Source organism: Alphaproteobacteria bacterium, from assembly GCA_017308135.1.
GTDB lineage: Bacteria > Pseudomonadota > Alphaproteobacteria > CACIAM-22H2 > CACIAM-22H2 > Tagaea.
Map to the genome: position 1 here is coordinate 456,620 of JAFKFM010000006.1, position 17,749 is coordinate 474,368.

Annotated in this window: 19 protein-coding genes; 12 read left to right on the forward strand and 7 right to left on the reverse strand. The window is 64.4% G+C overall.

Annotation, left to right across the window (positions count from 1 at the left end; all coding sequences use genetic code 11):
• Nucleotides 1–316: 316 nt before the first annotated feature.
• Together J0H39_02525 and hemH are read left to right on the forward strand one after the other, a co-directional pair.
• A complete protein-coding gene (locus J0H39_02525; GenBank protein MBN9495605.1) occupies nt 317–1,369 on the forward strand; it encodes a uroporphyrinogen decarboxylase in 1,053 nt (350 codons plus the stop codon).
• Nucleotides 1,369–2,418: a ferrochelatase gene (gene hemH / locus J0H39_02530; GenBank protein MBN9495606.1), complete on the forward strand. Its 1,050-nt coding sequence runs from the start codon at nt 1,369–1,371 to the stop codon at nt 2,416–2,418. Before J0H39_02525 ends, hemH begins: the two co-directional genes overlap by 1 nt.
• Here the strand turns inward: hemH and J0H39_02535 are convergent.
• Genes J0H39_02535 through J0H39_02550 form a run of 4 tightly spaced genes read right to left on the reverse strand, consistent with a single transcriptional unit; the run spans nt 2,393 to nt 6,168 of the window.
• Complete coding sequence (locus tag J0H39_02535) at nt 2,393–2,674, reverse strand: hypothetical protein (GenBank protein ID MBN9495607.1); 282 nt, start codon at nt 2,672–2,674, stop codon at nt 2,393–2,395. The genes hemH and J0H39_02535 overlap by 26 nt on opposite strands.
• 1 nt (nt 2,675) lies before the next feature.
• Nucleotides 2,676–4,058 (reverse strand): MBOAT family protein, encoded by a 1,383-nt coding sequence (locus tag J0H39_02540; GenBank protein ID MBN9495608.1) that lies wholly within the window; start codon nt 4,056–4,058, stop codon nt 2,676–2,678.
• Nucleotides 4,059–5,399, reverse strand: a complete 1,341-nt coding sequence (locus J0H39_02545; GenBank protein MBN9495609.1) for a hypothetical protein — start codon at nt 5,397–5,399, stop codon at nt 4,059–4,061.
• A gap of 1 nt (nt 5,400) precedes the next feature.
• Nucleotides 5,401–6,168, reverse strand: coding sequence for a DUF459 domain-containing protein (locus J0H39_02550; protein MBN9495610.1), 768 nt, complete (start codon nt 6,166–6,168; stop codon nt 5,401–5,403).
• Nucleotides 6,169–6,438: 270 nt separating this feature from the next.
• Here J0H39_02550 and hemJ point away from each other — a divergent pair, with 270 nt between their 5' ends.
• The 4 genes from hemJ to J0H39_02570 all read left to right on the forward strand — a co-directional run bounded on the left by hemJ (nt 6,439) and on the right by J0H39_02570 (nt 11,649).
• Nucleotides 6,439–6,819, forward strand: coding sequence for a protoporphyrinogen oxidase HemJ (gene hemJ, locus J0H39_02555; GenBank protein MBN9495611.1), 381 nt, complete (start codon nt 6,439–6,441; stop codon nt 6,817–6,819).
• A gap of 269 nt (nt 6,820–7,088) precedes the next feature.
• The gene (gene rho, locus J0H39_02560) at nt 7,089–8,477 is read left to right on the forward strand and encodes a transcription termination factor Rho (protein ID MBN9495612.1); all 1,389 of its coding nucleotides are present in this window, start codon (nt 7,089–7,091) and stop codon (nt 8,475–8,477) included.
• A 51-nt stretch (nt 8,478–8,528) separates the two neighbouring features.
• The gene (locus J0H39_02565; GenBank protein ID MBN9495613.1) at nt 8,529–8,855 is read left to right on the forward strand and encodes a hypothetical protein; all 327 of its coding nucleotides are present in this window, start codon (nt 8,529–8,531) and stop codon (nt 8,853–8,855) included.
• Between the two features lie 40 nt (nt 8,856–8,895).
• Nucleotides 8,896–11,649 carry a PAS domain S-box protein gene (locus J0H39_02570; protein ID MBN9495614.1) on the forward strand — a complete coding sequence of 918 codons (2,754 nt, stop codon included), beginning with the start codon at nt 8,896–8,898 and terminating at the stop codon, nt 11,647–11,649.
• A gap of 15 nt (nt 11,650–11,664) precedes the next feature.
• Here the strand turns inward: J0H39_02570 and J0H39_02575 are convergent, their stop codons facing one another.
• The 3 genes from J0H39_02575 to J0H39_02585 are packed head-to-tail and all read right to left on the reverse strand — an operon-like array spanning nt 11,665 to nt 13,819.
• Entirely contained in the window at nt 11,665–12,123 is a 459-nt protein-coding gene (locus J0H39_02575) for a cupin domain-containing protein (GenBank protein ID MBN9495615.1), read from the reverse strand.
• Nucleotides 12,123–13,094, reverse strand: a complete 972-nt coding sequence (locus tag J0H39_02580) for a quinone oxidoreductase (protein MBN9495616.1) — start codon at nt 13,092–13,094, stop codon at nt 12,123–12,125. Before J0H39_02580 ends, J0H39_02575 begins: the two co-directional genes overlap by 1 nt.
• Before the next feature lie 14 nt (nt 13,095–13,108).
• The gene (locus J0H39_02585) at nt 13,109–13,819 is read right to left on the reverse strand and encodes a dienelactone hydrolase family protein (protein ID MBN9495617.1); all 711 of its coding nucleotides are present in this window, start codon (nt 13,817–13,819) and stop codon (nt 13,109–13,111) included.
• Between the two features lie 111 nt (nt 13,820–13,930).
• Between J0H39_02585 and J0H39_02590 the strand changes: the two genes are divergently transcribed.
• The 6 genes from J0H39_02590 to J0H39_02615 are packed head-to-tail and all read left to right on the forward strand — an operon-like array spanning nt 13,931 to nt 17,719.
• Nucleotides 13,931–15,118: a hypothetical protein gene (locus J0H39_02590; protein MBN9495618.1), complete on the forward strand. Its 1,188-nt coding sequence runs from the start codon at nt 13,931–13,933 to the stop codon at nt 15,116–15,118.
• Nucleotides 15,115–15,429 (forward strand): PilZ domain-containing protein, encoded by a 315-nt coding sequence (locus tag J0H39_02595; protein MBN9495619.1) that lies wholly within the window; start codon nt 15,115–15,117, stop codon nt 15,427–15,429. Before J0H39_02590 ends, J0H39_02595 begins: the two co-directional genes overlap by 4 nt.
• Before the next feature lie 45 nt (nt 15,430–15,474).
• Nucleotides 15,475–15,711: a hypothetical protein gene (locus J0H39_02600; GenBank protein MBN9495620.1), complete on the forward strand. Its 237-nt coding sequence runs from the start codon at nt 15,475–15,477 to the stop codon at nt 15,709–15,711.
• Nucleotides 15,708–16,073, forward strand: coding sequence for a (2Fe-2S) ferredoxin domain-containing protein (locus J0H39_02605; GenBank protein ID MBN9495621.1), 366 nt, complete (start codon nt 15,708–15,710; stop codon nt 16,071–16,073). Before J0H39_02600 ends, J0H39_02605 begins: the two co-directional genes overlap by 4 nt.
• Nucleotides 16,070–16,633, forward strand: coding sequence for a histidine phosphatase family protein (locus tag J0H39_02610; protein ID MBN9495622.1), 564 nt, complete (start codon nt 16,070–16,072; stop codon nt 16,631–16,633). Before J0H39_02605 ends, J0H39_02610 begins: the two co-directional genes overlap by 4 nt.
• A gap of 57 nt (nt 16,634–16,690) precedes the next feature.
• A complete protein-coding gene (locus J0H39_02615; GenBank protein MBN9495623.1) occupies nt 16,691–17,719 on the forward strand; it encodes an ABC transporter substrate-binding protein in 1,029 nt (342 codons plus the stop codon).
• Nucleotides 17,720–17,749 lie beyond the last annotated feature (30 nt).

The following is a 17,749-nucleotide window of genomic DNA, read 5'->3' on the forward strand; positions in this document are numbered from 1 at the left end:
GAAGGTCACAATCGGCATTCCGGGGATAACTGGGAAAACCGGGCGGTTTTGAATCTATCCCCGATTCACCCGTCGCTGTGATTCACAGCCCGTATGCTTCTGAATCGTCCGGGGCACGATGCTTTCCGGCAGTTGACCAAGCGATGATCCACATGCCGGCGACGCCCGTCGTTTCCACCGGACAAGACGACTAAAGGCCTGCGTCCCCGGTATCCACAGGCACCCATCCACTACCTCATCCTTTTAAGAATCTTATCTTTATGTTGGTTCCTTCGGAGCCGCGTGGCTACACTCCGCCCATTCTTGCGAGCAGGCCATGTTGACCCAACCAAAATCTTTCGTGCGCGCGATCCGAGGCGAAATTCAAGCGCGGCCGTGTTTCTGGCTGATGCGCCAGGCCGGCCGCTATTTGCCCGAATATCGCGCAACCCGGGCGCAAGCGAAGGGGTTCGTCGATCTGTGTTTACGCCCCGATTTGGCGACCGAGATCACGTTGCAGCCGATCCGGCGCTACGGCATGGACGCGGCGATTTTGTTTTCGGACATTCTGATGATCCCGCACGGGCTCGGCCAAAAGCTCGAGTTCAAGGAAGGCGAAGGCCCGGTGCTGGAACCGGTGACCGACGCCGGAGGGATCGCGGCCCTGGAAAAGGGGCTCGATGGCAGTCTTGAAAAGCTCGGGCCGATTTTCGAGACCGTCTCGCGGGTCAAAGCGGCCTTGCCGCTGGATACGGCGCTGATCGGCTTTGCGGGCGCCCCTTGGACCGTCGCGACCTACATGGTCGAAGGCGGCGGTTCGAAAGATTTTGCGAAGGTCCGTTTGCTTGCTGCGCGCGATCCAGCACTGTTCGAAAAGCTGATCGATTTGCTGGTCGAAGCGACGACGCGCTATTTGTCGCGCCAGGTCGAAGCCGGGGCCGAAGTCCTTCAGCTTTTCGATACCTGGGCCGGCGTATTGCCCGAAGACGAATATCAGCGCTGGGCGATCGAGCCGGTGAAGGAAATCATCGCCCGGATCCGCGAACGGCACCCATCGATCCCGATCATCTATTTCCCGAAGGGCTCGGGAATGCTTTACACCCACGCGGCCGCGGAAACGGGCGCGGATGCGCTGGGCATCGATACATCCGTGCCGATGGAATTCGCCAAGCTGTTGCAGCACCAGGTGACGGTGCAAGGCAATCTCGATCCCATCAAACTCGCTGCCGGCGGCAAGGCGATGGAGGATTCGATCAATCGGATCCTCGCGGCGCTCGCGGGCGGCCGGTTCGTGTTCAATCTCGGCCACGGCGTTATTCCGCAAACGCCGCCCGAACATGTCGCGCGTCTGGCAGAGATCATTCGCGGCTGGCGCCACCGGGCGAATTGATGCGGAAGATCGCCGTCGTCCTGTTTAATCTCGGCGGCCCGGATTCACCCGACGCGGTGAAGCCGTTTCTGTTCAACCTGTTCAACGATCCGGCGATCATTAGCGTTCCGAATCCGTTTCGCTGGTTGCTGGCGAAATTGATCTCCGGCCGCCGGGCGCCGAAAGCGCGCGGCATCTACGATCTGATCGGCGGGTCCTCGCCGTTGCTGGCGAATACCCAGGCCCAAGCGCGCGCATTGGAAGCCACCCTCGCCGATCTCGGCGCCGTCAAATGCTTCGCGGCGATGCGCTATTGGCATCCATTGACCGAAGGTGCGGCGCTGGCCGTGCGTGAATTCGGGCCCGAGCGCATCGTGCTGCTGCCGCTTTATCCGCAGTATTCGACGACGACGACGGGCAGCTCGAAGAAGGCTTGGGATCGCGCGGCGGCGCGATTGGGCTTGAACGCGCAGACCGCGTCGGTGTGCTGCTATCCGACGGAACCGGGTTTCGTGAAAGCGGTCGCCGATTTGATCCGGCCGCATTACGACGCCGCGTCCGCGCATGGCAAGCCGCGCGTCCTGTTCTCCGCGCATGGTTTGCCGAAAAAAGTGATCGACGCGGGCGATCCCTACAAGGTTCAAGTCGAGCGCACCGCCGCCGCGATCGTCGCGGAATTGGGCATTCCCGATCTCGATTCCGTCGTTTGCTATCAAAGCCGCGTCGGTCCGCTCGAATGGATCAAGCCCTATACGGAAGCCGAGATCGAACGCGCGGGCAAAGATAAGGTGCCGCTGGTCGTCGTGCCCGTCGCGTTCGTGTCCGAGCATTCGGAAACGCTGGTCGAGCTCGACATCGAGTATCGCGAAAAAGCGCATGAAGACGGCGTGCCGCATTACGAGCGCGTCCCCACGGTCGGCACGCATCCGGCGTTTGTCGAAGGCCTCGCCAAGATCGTGCGCGCGGCGGTGAGCGGCCCGGCCCGCGAATGCGCGGCGGACGGGCAAGGCCGCCTGTGCCCCGCCGAATGCGGCAAATGCCCGCTTAAAGCTTCGTCGCCGTCTGGCTAAGCCGGCGCAAGGCGGGGTGGAATTCCCCCGGCCCGAGCGCACGCATCCAATCGTCCCAATCGGCGGCCATCTCGACCAGCGTATCGCTGATCGGATTGACCGGCAGCGTCTCGGTCCACGCCGCCAGCGGGCCGGAGCCGAGAACAAGCATCGCCAGTGTCGCCGCGACGATCGCGATCGAGACGTCACGTAACGGGCGCGCAGGCGCACCGGCAACAGGCTCGATCGGCGGGCGATATTGGATGATGCGCTTCATGTCAGAACTGGAAATAGATGAAAGGCGCGACGCCCGCCGGGCCGATCGCGTCGATGGCGACGATCGCGGCCCCCAGCGCCAGCCCTTGCGCCCAGGCCGGCAGGTCCATGACGCGCGCCTCGGCGCGCGCCAGACGATCCTTGGGCAGGAATTGGCTGGCGATGCCAAGCGCGATCAGAATCATCACGAAGCCGCTGGCATGGACCGGCAAGGCGAGGTGTTGCAGCCCCGCGAGATAGTCGAGCGCCTTGCCCGAATCGCCCGCGCGGAAGAACACCCAGGTGACGCAAACGAAATGGAAGGTCAGCGCGGTCGCCAAGGCGCGCGGCAAGGCGATGGGCCAAGCGCGCGCGATGATCAGGGCCGCACCGTGCAACGCGCCCCAGATCACGAAGTGCCACGCAGCCCCGTGCCAGAGCCCGCCCAGCAGCATCACGAGGGCGAGGTTCGCATAAGTGCGCGCCCCCCCCGCATCGCCACCGAGCGGGATATAGAGATAGTCGCGCAGCCAGCTCGATAGCGAGATATGCCAGCGCTTCCAGAATTCCGACGGCGAGGCCGCGCGATAGGGCTGGTCGAAATTGACCGGGAAGCGATAGCCGAGCAAGGCGGCGACACCGACCGCGATATCGGTATAGGCGGAGAAGTCGCAATAGATCTGCAGCGCATAGGCGTACATGCCGAGCAGCAGATCGCCCGCCTTGTAGAGCGACGGATCGCGGAACATCTCGTCGGCTTGCAGGCCGGCAAGCCATGTCGCGACGAAGACCTTCTTGAACAGACCGACCGCGATCAGCAGGAAGGCGCGCGTCATCGCGATGCGGGTCGCATCGGCCGGGGCGGCGATCTGCGGCAGGAAATGGGCGGCGCGCACGATCGGCCCCGCGACGAGCTGCGGGAAGAACGACAGATACAGCGCCATGTCGAGCAAGCCGGCGGCTTGGTGCACATGACCGCGATGGATGTCCACGAGATAGGAGATCGCGTGGAAGGTGAAGAACGAGATCGCAACCGGCACCACGAGCGACAGCAGCGGCAGATCACGCCCAAGGCCGGCGGCGTTCAACAGGCCTTCGAGCGAGAGCAGGAAGAAATCGGCGTATTTGAAAAAGCCGAGAACGACAAGATTGAGGGCGACCGCGCCGAGCAGGATGGGTTTGCGCGCTTCTTCATCCGGCGTGTTGGCGAGGGCGCGGCCGACCGCCCAGTTGCCGACGCTCGACAGCGCCAGCAATACGCAAAACCGCCAGTCCCACATCGCATAGAAGCCGTAGCTGGCGGCGACCAGCAGCAGCTTGCGGCTATCGGTGCGTTTGGCGAGGGCCCAGCTGGCGAAGAACACGGCCAGGAAGAACAGGCCGAAATTCAGCGTCGGGAACAACATTTAGCGGGCCCGATTCCACGCGTCGTAATTCGCCATCAGATCTTCGAAGAGCCGTTCGGCGACGGCCGAATAGCCCAGTGTAGTGAAATGCACGTGATCGGCGCGCGCCAGCGGCGGATTGGCGCGCACCCAGCGGCGCATGGAATCCGCGCCGCCCATCGAGCCCCACCAATCCCAAAACTCGTAACCGAGCTTGGGCGCGTTGGCGATTTGGATGTCGCGCACCAGCGCGATATTGGCGGGGGTGGCCCAATTGCAGGCAAGGCCCTGGCAGCGCGGATCGGATTTGCGCGCCGCATCTGGCGGACCGACGACCAGCACCGACGCGTTGGGCACAGCGGCATGCACCGCGCGCACGCGCTGCGCCAAAGCTTCGGTATAGCTCGCGGCGTCCAGATCGTTGCGGAAGCCCTCGTTCGTGCCGAAAACGAGGATGACGAGCGACGGTTCGCGCGCCGCAAGCTCAGCCGCGGCCGCGGCTTCGTCCCAGCGCAAGGTGGTGAGGTAACTTGCCCCCACGACGCCGAGAGAATCGTAGACCAGCCCCCGCATCGCGCGCTCGATCCCCCAGCCCAACAGCGTGACCGGTTTGCGATCGAGCGTGGTGATGCGCAATGTGCGCGAACCCGACGGCACGTCGCGGCGGAAGATCTGCACCGGCCCGCGCAGTGTGCTTGTGTCGAGGGTTGCGAGATCGCGGCCATCGACGGAGATGCGCACGCGCCCGCCATTGGGCTGCGGGCGCAAGGCGACGAAAATCTCGTCGAAGCCGCGCTCGTCGGTCGTATCGAGGGCGAGCGACGCGCCCGCCGCCCCGGTCTTGGCGGCGATGCCCGCGAGCGAGAACGGGCCGCTGGAACGCTGGTTCAGCGAGAATTCGTAGGCCCAGCGGCCGGTCTCCTGGATGGTCAGGCCCGCATGGCGCACGGTGGGATAAGGCTTGCCCGGCGGCATCCAGCCGCGACCGGCCGAACCGAAGCGCTGTTGAAGGAGTTCGCGCAGGCGTGCGCTCATCACATCGCCCGCCGTGTGGCTGTCGCCGATCTGGACGATACTCACCCGCCGCCGCACGCCTGTTTCGAGCGATGCGAGATCGGCGAAGAACGGGTCGAGCCGGCTGGTATTGCGCGGGATCACACGCGGGCGCGCCGCCCCCGGCACCATCGCCGCCATCAGATCCGTCGCCAGCGGCGCGAAGCTTTCGTCGGCCGGCGGCAAGGGCACGCTTATCGCGGGGGTTGTCGGCGACGAAGGGGGTGCGGCCGGTTGTTGTGCCGCACAGCTCGCCAGCAACAGGAAGGCGAGGCACGCGGGCCCCAAACGACCGCGTGCGAAGATCATGTCAGCGCGGCTGGGCGGTTTCGGGCAAGCGCGCCGAGGCTTCCGCCTGGCCCGCTTCGAAACGCCGGATCGCGGCCATCGCCTTGTTGGCGATGATGTCGTAGCCCGTGCCGATGAAATGCAAGCCATCGTCGCCGCGCACTTGCAGGCGCCGCCCGTCGGCACTGGCGAGATGCGTCGTGAACGCGCCCTCCGGCCCCAGGAAATCGTCGTAGATCGGCACGAAGGCGATGCGCGCGCGCGCGGCCGCTTCGGCGTAAAGCGAGGTCAGATGCTTGGCGCCGTCGTTCTGTTCGGGTTTGCGGAACACCGGCAAGCCGATCCACACGACGTCGTCCGCCTTGGCGCGCAAGCGCGCGATCAGCTGGTCGATGCGCTTGGCGTAGGCCGCGTTCCACGCGTCGGTGCCGTAGACGCGCCCGCGCCGGTCGTCGCGAAAATCGCGCATGTCGTTCAGGCCGAACATGACCACGACATGGCGCGCGGGGTTCGCGTCGAAATCGGCGTCGATCTGGTCGAGCCAGGCCGAAAAATCGGAGCGCGTCAGACCCGTGCCGATCGACGAACGCCGCGTGGCGATCCAGCCGCCGGGCTCGCGCTTCAAGCTGCGGGTGAACGCGTCCCACACGCCATCGGCGAGGGAATCGCCATAGACGGCGATATTGCGCGTGGGGCTTTGCGCGCCGGCGGGCGAAACCGCGGCGAATGCAAAGGCCAGGAATGTCAGGGCACCCGCCCAGCGGGTGAAAAATCCGGAAAAGCGCCGCATCTTGATCTCACGAAGGGTGTCCTTCGGCACCCGTCCTAATGCCCCTGTTCACATTACAGGACAGTTCCGTCGCAGGACGGATCGGCATTGCGTCGTTGGATATTGCGCGGCTCGGTGCGCGGATATAGTGAAACACGCGAATGCGGCGGACAAGTGGCATTCCGTTCGCCGCGCGCGAATTTTTCGAAAGGGCCGGTCGTGTTCGAGACCATTCAGGAAATCGTCTACGTCGCCTATGACTGGATCAAGTGGTTGCACGTCGTCTCGGTGATGGCGTGGATGGCGGGGCTGCTCTATCTGCCGCGCCTGTTCGTCTATCACTGCGCGGCACCGGCGGGCACGCACACCTCCGAGACGTTCAAGGTCATGGAGCGCCGCTTGCTGCGCGCGATCATGGGACCGGCGATGATCGCGACCTGGGTGTTCGGCCTGCTGCTGGCCAGCGTCCAGGATTGGACGTCCGGCTGGCTGATCGCGAAATTCGTGCTGGTCCTGATCTTGAGTTGGCACCACCATGCCCAGGCGCGCTGGCGCAAGGATTTCGAGGCCGATCGCAACACGCGGCCCGCGCGCTTCTACCGGATCCAGAACGAGATCCCGACCCTTCTGATGATCCTGATCGTGCTGTTCGTGATCGTAAAACCGTTTTGAACGAAGGGGTTGCGACCCTCCGCCCGCGTTTGGGGGATTGACAGGGTCGGGGAAATCGCTAGATTGGCAAGCGGATGGGGGTCGCCCCTATCTTCGAGGCCGCGTTCTGCGGCCGATTTTCCCGCTGATATCTTCGATTATTCGAGCGAGCCTTAACGGCACCGCTCGGTCCTTCCAAACAGGACGAATTCAAATCGGATACGGCGGGGGCGCGGGCCCCTCGAATCCTCCTCCTCGGCCGACACCTCCCCTCGCGGAACACCAAGACGATGAATCTCCAAGAACTGAAGCGCAAAACGCCGGCGGAGTTGCTGGCTTTCGCGGAAGAGCTGCAGATCGAGGGCGCTTCGGCCCTTCGCAAGCAAGACATGATGTTCGCCATCCTGAAGCGGATGGCCGACAACGACGTCGCGATCTACGGCGACGGCGTGATGGAAATCCTGTCCGACGGGTTCGGCTTCCTGCGCAGCCCCGAATCGAACTACCTGCCCGGCCCCGACGACATCTACGTCACGCCGCAATTGATCCGCCGCCACGGCCTGCGCACCGGCGACACGGTCGACGGCCAGATCAAGGCGCCCAAGGACGGCGAGCGTTATTTCGCACTGACCACCGTGCGCGCGATCAATTTCGACGAGCCGGACGTCGCGCGCCATCGCATCAATTTCGATAACCTCACGCCGTTCTATCCGACCTCGCGCTTGCAGCTCGAGGTGACGGACGACAGCCCCGAAGCGGCCCCGCCGCCGATCCCGAAAAAGGCCTCGCGCCGCCCGCAGGGCGACGAAGAGGCGATCGCCCTCAAAGGCACGCTGTCGGCCCGCCGGACGGAGAAGAAGGAAAACGCGCCGTCCGGTCCGCGCCGCGACATCACCGGCCGGATCGTCGATCTGGTTTCGCCGCTCGGCAAAGGCCAGCGCGCGCTGATCATCGCCCCGCCGCGCGTCGGCAAGACCGTGATGTTGCAGAACATCGCGCATTCGATCGCGACGAACCACCCCGAGGTCTATCTGATCGTGCTGCTCATCGACGAGCGGCCGGAAGAAGTGACCGACATGATCCGCTCGGTGAAGGGCGAGGTCGTGTCCTCGACCTTCGACGAACCGGCGCAGCGCCATGTGCAGGTCGCCGAAATGGTGATCGAAAAGGCCAAGCGCTTGGTCGAGCACAAGCGCGACGTCGTGATCCTGCTCGATTCCATTACGCGTCTGGCGCGCGCCTACAACACGGTCGTCCCCTCGTCCGGCAAGGTGCTGACCGGCGGCGTGGACGCCAACGCGTTGCAGCGCCCGAAGCGCTTCTTCGGTGCCGCGCGCAATATCGAGGAAGGCGGGTCGCTGACCATCATCGCGACGGGCCTGATCGATACCGGCAGCCGCATGGACGAAGTGATCTTCGAAGAGTTCAAGGGTACCGGTAACTCCGAAATCATCCTGGACCGCAAGCTCGCCGACAAGCGCACCTTCCCGGCCATCGACATCACCAAGTCGGGGACCCGCAAGGAAGAGCTGCTGGTCGATAAGGCCGTGCTGTCGAAGATGTGGGTCTTGCGCCGCATCCTGATGCCGATGGGCACGACGGACGCGATGGAGTTCCTGATCGACAAGCTGAAGCACTCGAAGACCAACAAGGATTTCTTCGAGGCGATGAACACCTAGTTCGCGAACCCCCGCCCGACCGGCGGGGGTTTTCGTTTGGGGACGCGCGCGATGCTGATCATGGTGGCGGGGCCGTTCTCGGCCCCCGATGCGGCCGGGCGGGCCGCAAATCTCGCCCGGATGAACGATGCGGCCGTGGCGGTCGCCAAGGCCGGTCATATTCCCGTGATCGGCGTCAACGCGGCCTTGCCCGTGCTGGAAGCCGCCGGGTTGCCGCCGAACCACGCCTGGATGATGGAGATTTCCCTGGCTTTGGCCGCGCGCTGCGACGGCTGCCTGGTGATCGCGTCTTCGCCCGGAGCGGACCGCGAAGCGGCGGTTTTGGCGGGTCTTGGCCGCCCGGTTTGGCGGCGGATCGAAGACCTGCCGCCCGTTTGATCCCGGCGCTATAGTCGCGCAAAGGGGGCACCCGAGTACGATGACGGTTGCCGACGAGCGCGACGAACTGGACCTATCGCCGAACGCCGCCGATCTGGCGCGCATGGCGATTTTGGAGACGGATTCGCACGGCAGAATCCGGCGCGCCAACGCGCATGCCGCGCGGATGTTCGGCTATGAAAGCCCGGCCGCGATGATCGCGGGCGTGGCGCATTCGCGCGATCTGTTCGTGCGCGAAACCGACCGCGCGGCCTTGCGCGCGCGATTGGCGCGCGGCGAAGCCGTGGACAATGTCGTGGTCGAAATGCGCCGGCGCGACGGCAGCGCGTTTTGGGCGGTCCATGGCGTGACGGCGAAGGCGGGACCGGACGGGCCGCTCGACCGGACGGTCGGCTGGATCGTCGAGACGGGCAACGTCGTGGATCGCAAGTCAGCGGTCGAGCCGATCGAGCGGCATTTCGCGGAATCGGAATTCCTCGCTCAGCTTTTCGGCGCGACCGATATCGGCATTTACGAAGCCGACGACCATTGCCGTATTTTGCGCGCCAACGAAGCTTTCGCGCGGATGTTCGGCTACGCCTCGGCCGACGAAATGCGCCGCGCCTTGCCGGATGGCAGCGAGGCGATCTATGCGGACGCGGACGATCACACGCGGCTGGTCGACCGGCTGATCAGCGAGGGCACCATCCGCGAAGCCTTATGGCAGGCCCGCCGGCGCGACGGGACGCCCTTCTGGGTGCGTCAATCGGCGATCCGCGTCGATGGTCCGCCGATGCGGATGATCGGCACCGTCGCGGACGTGACGCAGCTCGTCGAAGCCTGGGCCGAGGTCCAGCGCGCGGAAGCCAATTACCGCTCGATGTTCGAAAACGCGAGCCACGGCATCTTCCGTTCGTCGCGCGAGGGCAAGCAGTTGCGCGCCAACCCGGCGTTGGTCGCCCTCAACGGTTACGACACGGAAGAACAGCTGCTCGCCGCCGTCAACGACATCGCCCAGGAATGGTATGTCGAGCCCGGGCGGCGCGACGAATTCATCCGCTCGGTAGAGCGCGACGGGCGCGTGCTGGATTTCGAATCGGAAGTCTACCGCCACAAGACGCGCGAGCGCATTTGGGTCTCGGAAAGCGCTTGGGTCGTGCGCGGCCAGGACGGGCGCGTGCTCTATTACGAAGGCATGATCGAGGACATCACCGCGCGTAAGCGCGTGGAACTGGCCCTCGCCGCCGCGAAGGCGGAAGCCGAGACCGCGGCGGCGGATCTGCGCTCGATCTACGACAACGCCAATGTCGGCATTTTCCGCACGATCCCGGGCGGGGCGCAGACGCGTTCCAATCTCGCGCTCGCCCGATTGAACGGATTCGACACGGTCGAAGAACAGATCGAAGCGGTGCGCGCCTCGCTGGTCGACGGCAAGACGACCGGCTGGTATGTCGACCCTGCGCGCCGCGACGAGTATCGCCGTCAGATGCGCGAGAACGGGCGCCTCGACAATTTCATCTCCGAGGTGCGCCGCCGTAAGACGGGCGAACGCATTTGGATCAGCGAGACCGCGTGGGTCGTGCGCGACGCGGCCGGCGCCATCGTCGCCTATGAAGGCACGGTCATCGACGTGACCGAGCGCATTCTGGCCGAACGCGCCTTGGCCGAAGCGAAGGCCGAGGCGGAGCGCTTGGCCGAGGATTATCGCTCGATTTTCGAGAACGCGAATTTCGGCATCTATCGCACGGACGCGAATTGGCGTCAGCTCGCGGTCAATCCGGCCTTGCTGCGCATCAACGGATTCGAGCGGCCCGAACAGCAGATCGCCGCGAACCCGGCGGCGGGCGAGAAACGGGAAAGCTGGTACGTGGAACCGGGGCGGCGGGAATTGTTCCGCGGCATCATGGCGCGCGAGGGGCGCATCGCCGGGTTCGAATCCGAAGTCGTGCGGCGCACGACGGGCGAGCGGATTTGGGTCAGCGAGAACGCCTGGGCGGTGCGCGATCGCGACGGCAAGATCGTCGCCTTCGAAGGCACGGTCGAGAACGTGACCGCGCGTAAACATGTGGAGGCGGCGTTACGCGAAGCGAAGGCGGAGGCCGAAGCCGCTTCCGCCGCGAAAAGCGCATTCCTGGCCGTGATGAGCCATGAGTTGCGCACGCCGCTGAACGCCATCATCGGCTTCGCCGAAGTGGTGGCCGGGCGATTGTTCGGGCCCAACGACGCGCGCTATTTCGAATACGCCGAATATATCCGCCAATCGGGCACGCATCTGCTGAACCTGATCAACGACATTCTCGACCTGTCGAAAATCGGGGCGGGCCAGTTCGACTTGCAGGAAACGGAATTCGATCTCGATCGATTGGCGGAAGAAGTGGTGCGCCTGTTCGCCGCGAATGCGAGCAAGAGCGGTGTCGCCTTGATTCTGGAGGACGGTTTTCCGCAAGTTTGCGTTCGCGGCGACGCGTTGCGCTTGAAACAAGTGCTGATGAATCTGGTGTCGAACGCCATCAAGTTCACGCCGCAAGGCGGCTCGGTCACGCTGGCGGCGCGGTTGACCGACACGACGCTGTGCGTTTGCGTGACCGATACGGGCATCGGCATGACCCCGGCCGAGGCCAAACGCGCCATGGAGCCGTTCGTGCAGATCGACGACGGTCTGGCGCGTAAACATGGCGGTACGGGCTTGGGCCTGCCGATCAGCAACCAGCTGGTCATGCTGCATGGCGGCCGGCTGGCCGTCGATAGCGAAAAGGGCAATGGCACCAAGGTGACGGTCGAGCTGCCGCGCGAGCGCATCGTGGCGCCGGTTTGATCGGCCGGCGCGGGGCTAAATGTTCGATCCGTCCTTGCGCTTATAGGTCCACGCGGCGGCGGAACTGGCCTGAAGATCGTCGTCGGGATAGACGACGCTGTCGCCCGGCGTGCGGTCGCCGACTTCCAGATAGACGACATCCGTGTCGGTTTCATTGACCAGGCAATGGCCGTTCGCCTCGCCCGCCGGGAAACCCGCGCACATACCGGGCTGCAACACGTGGCGTTCGTTATCCGTCACCAGCGTGGGCGTGCCCGAAACGATGTAGACGAATTCGTCCTGGCGCGCGTGGTAATGGCGCAAGGCGCTGGCGGATTTCGGCGGGATGGTCGTGAGATTGACGCCGAAATTCTTCAAGCCCAGCAAGTCGCCGAGCGCGCGCTTGGCGCGCCCGGCGATCTTGGCTTGGAGATCGGGCGGATAACCGGTCGCCACACGCGCCGGCACATCCGCCGGGTCGACCACCTTCGCCATTACGGCACCAGGATGACCGAGCCGGTCGTCTTGCGGCCTTCGAGATCGGTGTGGCAGCGCACCGCGTCCTTCAACGCGTATTCGGCCGAGGTTTCGATCTTCACGATGCCCTTCGCGACCACGTCGAACAATTCGTTCGCGGTGGCGACGAGGTCTTCCTTCTTTGCGATATACGTGAACAGCGTCGGACGCGTGAGGAACAGCGAACCCTTGGCCGCCAGCAAGCCCGTGTTGAGCGGCTCGACGGCGCCCGAGGATTGGCCGAACGACGCGAGCAGGCCCAAAGGCCGCAAGCAATCGAGCGACTTCAGGAACGTGTCCTTGCCGACGGAATCGTAAACGACCGGCACGCCTTCGGGGATGATCGCCTTGGTCGCGGCGACGAAATCCGTGTCGCGATAGAGAATGGTGTGGGCGTAGCCGTTGGCGTGCGCGAGCTTCGCCTTTTCAGGCGAACCGACCGTGCCGATGACGATGGCGCCCAGATGCTGGGCCCATTGGCCCGCAATCAAACCCACGCCGCCGGCCGCCGCGTGGAACAGGATCGTGTCGCCCTTCTGGACCTTATAGGTGCGGCGCAGAAGATATTGCGCGGTCATGCCCTTCAGCATCATCGACGCGGCTTGCTTGTCGGTGATGCCGTCGGGCAGCTTGACCACGCGATCGGCGGGCGCGTTGCGCGCTTCGCTATAGGCGCCGCCGCCCGGGATCACATAGGTGACGCGATCGCCGATTTTGAAATCGGTGACGCCCGCTCCGACCGCGGCGATCGTACCCGCGGCTTCGTTGCCCGGCGCGAAGGGCGTAGGCGTGGGGTAAAGCCCCGAGCGCATATACGTGTCGATGAAATTGACGCCGATCGCCGTGTGTTTGATCTGCACCTGGCCGGGGCCCGGCGGCGCGAGGTCGATATCCTCGTAGACCATCACCTCGGGACCGCCGGATTTTTGCGCGCGAACCGCTTTGACCATGGAAATCGTGCTCCTTAGACGAGATTGGTTTTGAAGAATTCGGCGGTGCGCGCATTGGCGAGCTTGGCCGCGTCGGCGTTCCAGTGCTTGCCGCCTTCGCGCGCGAAGGCGTGGTCTTGTCCCGGATAGACATGGATCGTCACGCTGGAATTGCCAGCGAGACCCGCCTTGATCTTGGCTTGCGCCTCGGGCGGCACGAAGCCGTCCTTCTCGGCGATATGCATCAGCAGCGGCTTTTTGATCCCGCCGGCGATGTCGAGCAAGCCGTCGAGCCCCACGCCGTAATACGACACGGCCGCATCGGCCGAGGTGCGCGCCGCCATTTGATAGGCGAGATTGCCGCCCAGGCAGTAACCGACCGCGCCGACTTTTCCGGTCACCGCCGGATGCTTGCGCAACGCGTCGAGCGTGGCGCCGAGATCTTCGACACCCAGCGCGAAATCGAAGCCCTTGAACAGCTCGAACGCGCGCGCCCATTCGGCGTCGGTCTTGTCGGTGATTTGGATGCCGGGCTGCTGGCGCCAAAAAATATCGGGGCAGGCGACGACATAGCCTTGACGCGCGTAGCCGTCGGCCAGATCGCGCATCACTTGATTGACCCCGAAAATTTCCTGGATCAGCACCAAGCCCGGACCCTTCCCGCCCGGTGGCAGCGCCAGATAGGCCGTGAATTCCGTGCCGAATTGCGGGGACGCGGTCTTGGCCGCGATCGTGAGGTCGCTCATGGGGGTACTCCCGGGAAAAACTGCGGGGCGGAGCGTGCCAGACCCGGCGGGGGAATCGCAAGCCGGGGTTAATCCTTACGAAAGGATCGATGCGGGATTATCGCCCTTAAGATGAATACTCGCGCCCGCAAGCCCAAGATCGACACGCCCGAGACGTTCGAGGCGCGCGGTGTGTGCGTGCCCTTCGCGCATCGCCAATTGCGCCATATCCGGGCGCGCGCGGAACCCGGCAAACCGCCCAAGGAATGGGAAGCGTTGTTCGCCGATCCGTCGGGCGATTCCGGCCGGCGCATGATCATGCCGTGGACGCAATTGCCCGGCTGGATGCAGTTTCCGCCGCGCGATATGGGGTTGTATTTCGCGCTGTCGGCGCAGGCCGAGCACGGGCTGGACCCGCTGACCGTGAAGCGCCTGTCGGCCGAAGCCGATCGCGACCAGGGTGCCGACGATATCGCCAAGGCGCGCTATATCGTCGTCGAGCAGGAGGAAAAGCTCGAGCGCTTCAAAGCCTATATCGCACTGCTGGTCGCCGCGTCGCGCGAGGCGGGCGACGCGTTGGACAACGCGACACTCAAAGCCGCCGACAAGGCCAAGATCATGGCCGAAATCCAAGGCGACAAAGCCGCTGCCAATGCGACGTCGGTCGTGTTCGGCTATTTCGCCAAGCTGGCGGGTTGCAAGGAGAACGAGATCGCGCAGCGTTTGGAGAAATTCGCCGAATTGATCGGCCCGCTGGGCGTGCCGAGCGACGATCCGGCGAAATTTCCGACGGAGGGCGCGTTGGGCCGCGCGGCGACGCGGCTCGACGAGTTTCGCGATCAAGTGCGCGCCCATGAACGCCGCGTGCGCGATCAGGCCGCGCAAAACGCGCTGCTCGTCGCTTTTGCCGCGACCCAGTTCCGCGATTTGCTGCGCAACGAATATTTCAAGCTCTCGGCGGTGACGAAGGACCTCACCCGCGCCCTCGCCAAACCCGAAGCGGCGGTGGAAACGCTCGCCCTTGTCCGCCGGCGCGTTTCCTTCGCGCTCGACGGTTGGGAAGAGTGCATGAATGTATGGGACGAAAGCATTCGTCTGCGCGACGACGGCAAATCGGGCGCGGCGCCGCTCGACGCGATCGAGTATATCGTCAAGATCATGCCGACCTTGCCGCGCGACGAAGCCGAGGGCGTGGAAGAGGCGACGTGCTGGAACGGCATCGATCTCGCAAGGTCGAAAATGGTCCGCAATCTGGTGAATTGGATCGACGGCAAGGAAGACGGCGAGATGAAGCAGCGGATCGAAGGAAAGCGCCCATGACCGAGCAGCGCCGCGCCGAGCGTGTTTCCGCCGAGGGCGCGTTCCTGTCCGCCAAGGGCACGAAGCTGGCGCTGGCCGACCTGTCGACCATGGGGGCCCGCACGCAAGCGCCCTTGCCGGGCTATGGCGAGGGAGATTCGCTGATCATCACGTTGACGGTGCCGGGCCGCAGCGCGAAATCCAAACCGGCGGAGTTCGTCGTCCCGGCGATGGTCGTGGCGAATGGCGAGCGCGGGCTGATCGTGCGGTACTCCACGCTCGACCCCAAAGCGGCGGCGGCGATCGAGAAGTTCCTCGCCCGGGGCGCTTAGAAGCGGGTAATCTGACGGCTCCGCGCGAAGGAGCCGCCAGCCCCGATGAAGATCAAGATCGATATCGATTGCACGCCCGAGGAGGCCCGCGTTTTCATGGGCCTGCCCGATTTGAAGCCCATGCAGGACGCGCTGATGGCCCAAATGCAAGGCCGCATGGAACAGGCGATGAAGGCGATGGACCCCGAAACGCTGTTCCGCCAGTGGTTCACCGGGGCGGGCATTTCCGAGATGCAGAAATTCTGGACCAATCTCGCGAGCACGAGCAGCGACAAGAAATGACCACGCGCAATCTGCCGGGCGATCCCGCCCAATTCTACGAAGCGCATATCTTCGTCTGCACCAACGAACGGCCGGAAGGCCATCCGCGCGGTTCGTGCAAGCCCAAAGGCTCCGAACGCCTGCGCGACTATATGAAGGCGCGCGCCAAGGAACTGGGCATCAAGAACGTCCGGGTCAATTCGGCCGGTTGCTTGGATCGCTGCGAGATCGGGCCGTCGCTGGTGATCTACCCCGAGGGCGTCTGGTATCAGCCCCGGACGACCGAAGACATCGACGCGATCCTCCAGACCCATGTGATCGACGGCAAACGCGTCCTGCACCTGTTGCGCCAACCCGAAGACGGTCCCAAGCCCAAAAAATGAAGAATCAGCGCCGCATTCGCTTCATTCGCCACGGCCAGTCCGAGTTCAACGCCGCCTTCGAATTGATCCGCCCGAAAGATCCGATGATCTTCGACGCGCGCTTGACCGAGAAAGGGCGCGGCCAAGCCAGCGCCCTGTCGGGCCAAGGTCTGTGGCACGACGTGCAGCTCGTCGTCACCTCGCCGCTGACGCGCGCGATCGAAACCACGCTGTTGGCTTTCGCCGGCGTGAACGTGCCGATCCGCGTGGAAGCGCTGCATCGCGAACGCGTGGAGCATTCGGGCGATCTGGGCCGGCCGCGCGCCGCGTTGGCGGGCGAGTTCGGGCATCTGGAATTCGGCGCGTTCCCCGAATTCTGGTGGCATCACGAAGAGGGCCGCCCGCACGAGATCGCGATCGAAAGCGAGGAAACCTTGGGCGCCCGCGTGGCCGATTTCCGGGCATGGCTTGCGGGCCGGCCGGAACGCAATATCGCCGTGGTCGGCCACGGCACGTTCCTCAACCGCTTGACCGGCCACAGCTTCGCCAATTGCGAAGTGCTGGCGCGCGACGACTTCTAAAGTCAGGGCACAGCGATTGCACATCCCGCCTTCGAAGAACAACCGAAGGAGGCGGAGATGGCGAAGCAATTGGCGCGGCGCGGGTTCTTAGGCTTGGCGGGGGCTGCGATCGCGGCGCCTTACGTGTGGGCGCAAAGCGGCGGTGTGCCGATCAAGTTTTCGCTGAACCTGCCGCGCAACGGCACCAACTCGCCGTTCATCCACGCGCTCGAGAAAGGCTATTTCGCCGCCGAGGGCATTCGCATCACGGCGATGGACCCGGCCTCGGGGGCCGACGCCATGCAGCGCGTGGCGACCGAGACCTACGATATCGGTTTCGCCGACTTGCCCGGCATGTCGGAATTCTATCTGAAGAACCCGGATTCCACACCGCTGGGCATTTTCAACGTCTATCGCACCACGCCGGCCGCGATCGTGTCGTGGGCGAGTGCCGGCATCAAGAAACCCGCCGATCTGGCCGGCAAGACCGTGGGCGGGCCGCTGACCGACAACGCTTTCCGCCTGTTCCCGGTGTTTTTCCGCGCGAACAACCTCGATCCCGCGACGGTCAAATTCAACAACATGGATTTGCGCTTGCGCGAGGCCGTGTTCATGCGCCGCGAGGTCGACGCGATCACCGGGTTCGATTCGACCGTGTGGTTGAACCTGAAGGGCTTGGGCGTGAAGTTCGAGGATATCTCGATCATGGCTTACGCCGATCATGGGCTCGACATGTACTCGAACTCGCTGCTCGCCAGCCGTAAGGCGCTGCGCGACAACGAAGCGGTTCTGCCCGGGCTGCTGCGCGCGTGCCTGCGCGGCTGGCGCGACGCCATCGCCGACGCCAAGCCTGTGACGGATTCGCTGTTGAAGGCGGACGGCCTCATCAATCACCAATTGGAGCTCGAGCGCCTGGAATGGGTCATCAAGCACCAGGTGATGACCGAAGAAACCAAGCGCACCGGTCTTGGCGATATCGACAAGACGCGGCTGCAAAAATCGATCGAGCTGCTGGCGATGGGCATGGGCCTGCCCAGCGTCGTGCCGGTCGACAAGATCTGGACCGACAAATACCTGCCCGACGCCGCGACGCGCCGGGTGACGTAATCCACGAATCTATCGCTGGGATTCCGGCAA

Excerpts from the sequence above, each read along its gene's own strand:
- J0H39_02525 (MBN9495605.1), top strand. The coding sequence starts at position 317 with ATGTTGACCCAACCAAAATCTTTCGTGCGCGCGATCCGAGGCGAAATT.
- hemH (MBN9495606.1), top strand. The coding sequence starts at position 1,369 with ATGCGGAAGATCGCCGTCGTCCTGTTTAATCTCGGCGGCCCGGATTCA.
- J0H39_02535 (MBN9495607.1), bottom strand. The coding sequence starts at position 2,674 with ATGAAGCGCATCATCCAATATCGCCCGCCGATCGAGCCTGTTGCCGGT.
- J0H39_02540 (MBN9495608.1), bottom strand. The coding sequence starts at position 4,058 with ATGTTGTTCCCGACGCTGAATTTCGGCCTGTTCTTCCTGGCCGTGTTC.
- J0H39_02545 (MBN9495609.1), bottom strand. The coding sequence starts at position 5,399 with ATGATCTTCGCACGCGGTCGTTTGGGGCCCGCGTGCCTCGCCTTCCTG.
- J0H39_02550 (MBN9495610.1), bottom strand. The coding sequence starts at position 6,168 with ATGCGGCGCTTTTCCGGATTTTTCACCCGCTGGGCGGGTGCCCTGACA.
- hemJ (MBN9495611.1), top strand. The coding sequence starts at position 6,439 with ATGGCGTGGATGGCGGGGCTGCTCTATCTGCCGCGCCTGTTCGTCTAT.
- rho (MBN9495612.1), top strand. The coding sequence starts at position 7,089 with ATGAATCTCCAAGAACTGAAGCGCAAAACGCCGGCGGAGTTGCTGGCT.
- J0H39_02565 (MBN9495613.1), top strand. The coding sequence starts at position 8,529 with ATGCTGATCATGGTGGCGGGGCCGTTCTCGGCCCCCGATGCGGCCGGG.
- J0H39_02570 (MBN9495614.1), top strand. The coding sequence starts at position 8,896 with ATGACGGTTGCCGACGAGCGCGACGAACTGGACCTATCGCCGAACGCC.
- J0H39_02575 (MBN9495615.1), bottom strand. The coding sequence starts at position 12,123 with ATGGCGAAGGTGGTCGACCCGGCGGATGTGCCGGCGCGTGTGGCGACC.
- J0H39_02580 (MBN9495616.1), bottom strand. The coding sequence starts at position 13,094 with ATGGTCAAAGCGGTTCGCGCGCAAAAATCCGGCGGTCCCGAGGTGATG.
- J0H39_02585 (MBN9495617.1), bottom strand. The coding sequence starts at position 13,819 with ATGAGCGACCTCACGATCGCGGCCAAGACCGCGTCCCCGCAATTCGGC.
- J0H39_02590 (MBN9495618.1), top strand. The coding sequence starts at position 13,931 with ATGAATACTCGCGCCCGCAAGCCCAAGATCGACACGCCCGAGACGTTC.
- J0H39_02595 (MBN9495619.1), top strand. The coding sequence starts at position 15,115 with ATGACCGAGCAGCGCCGCGCCGAGCGTGTTTCCGCCGAGGGCGCGTTC.
- J0H39_02600 (MBN9495620.1), top strand. The coding sequence starts at position 15,475 with ATGAAGATCAAGATCGATATCGATTGCACGCCCGAGGAGGCCCGCGTT.
- J0H39_02605 (MBN9495621.1), top strand. The coding sequence starts at position 15,708 with ATGACCACGCGCAATCTGCCGGGCGATCCCGCCCAATTCTACGAAGCG.
- J0H39_02610 (MBN9495622.1), top strand. The coding sequence starts at position 16,070 with ATGAAGAATCAGCGCCGCATTCGCTTCATTCGCCACGGCCAGTCCGAG.
- J0H39_02615 (MBN9495623.1), top strand. The coding sequence starts at position 16,691 with ATGGCGAAGCAATTGGCGCGGCGCGGGTTCTTAGGCTTGGCGGGGGCT.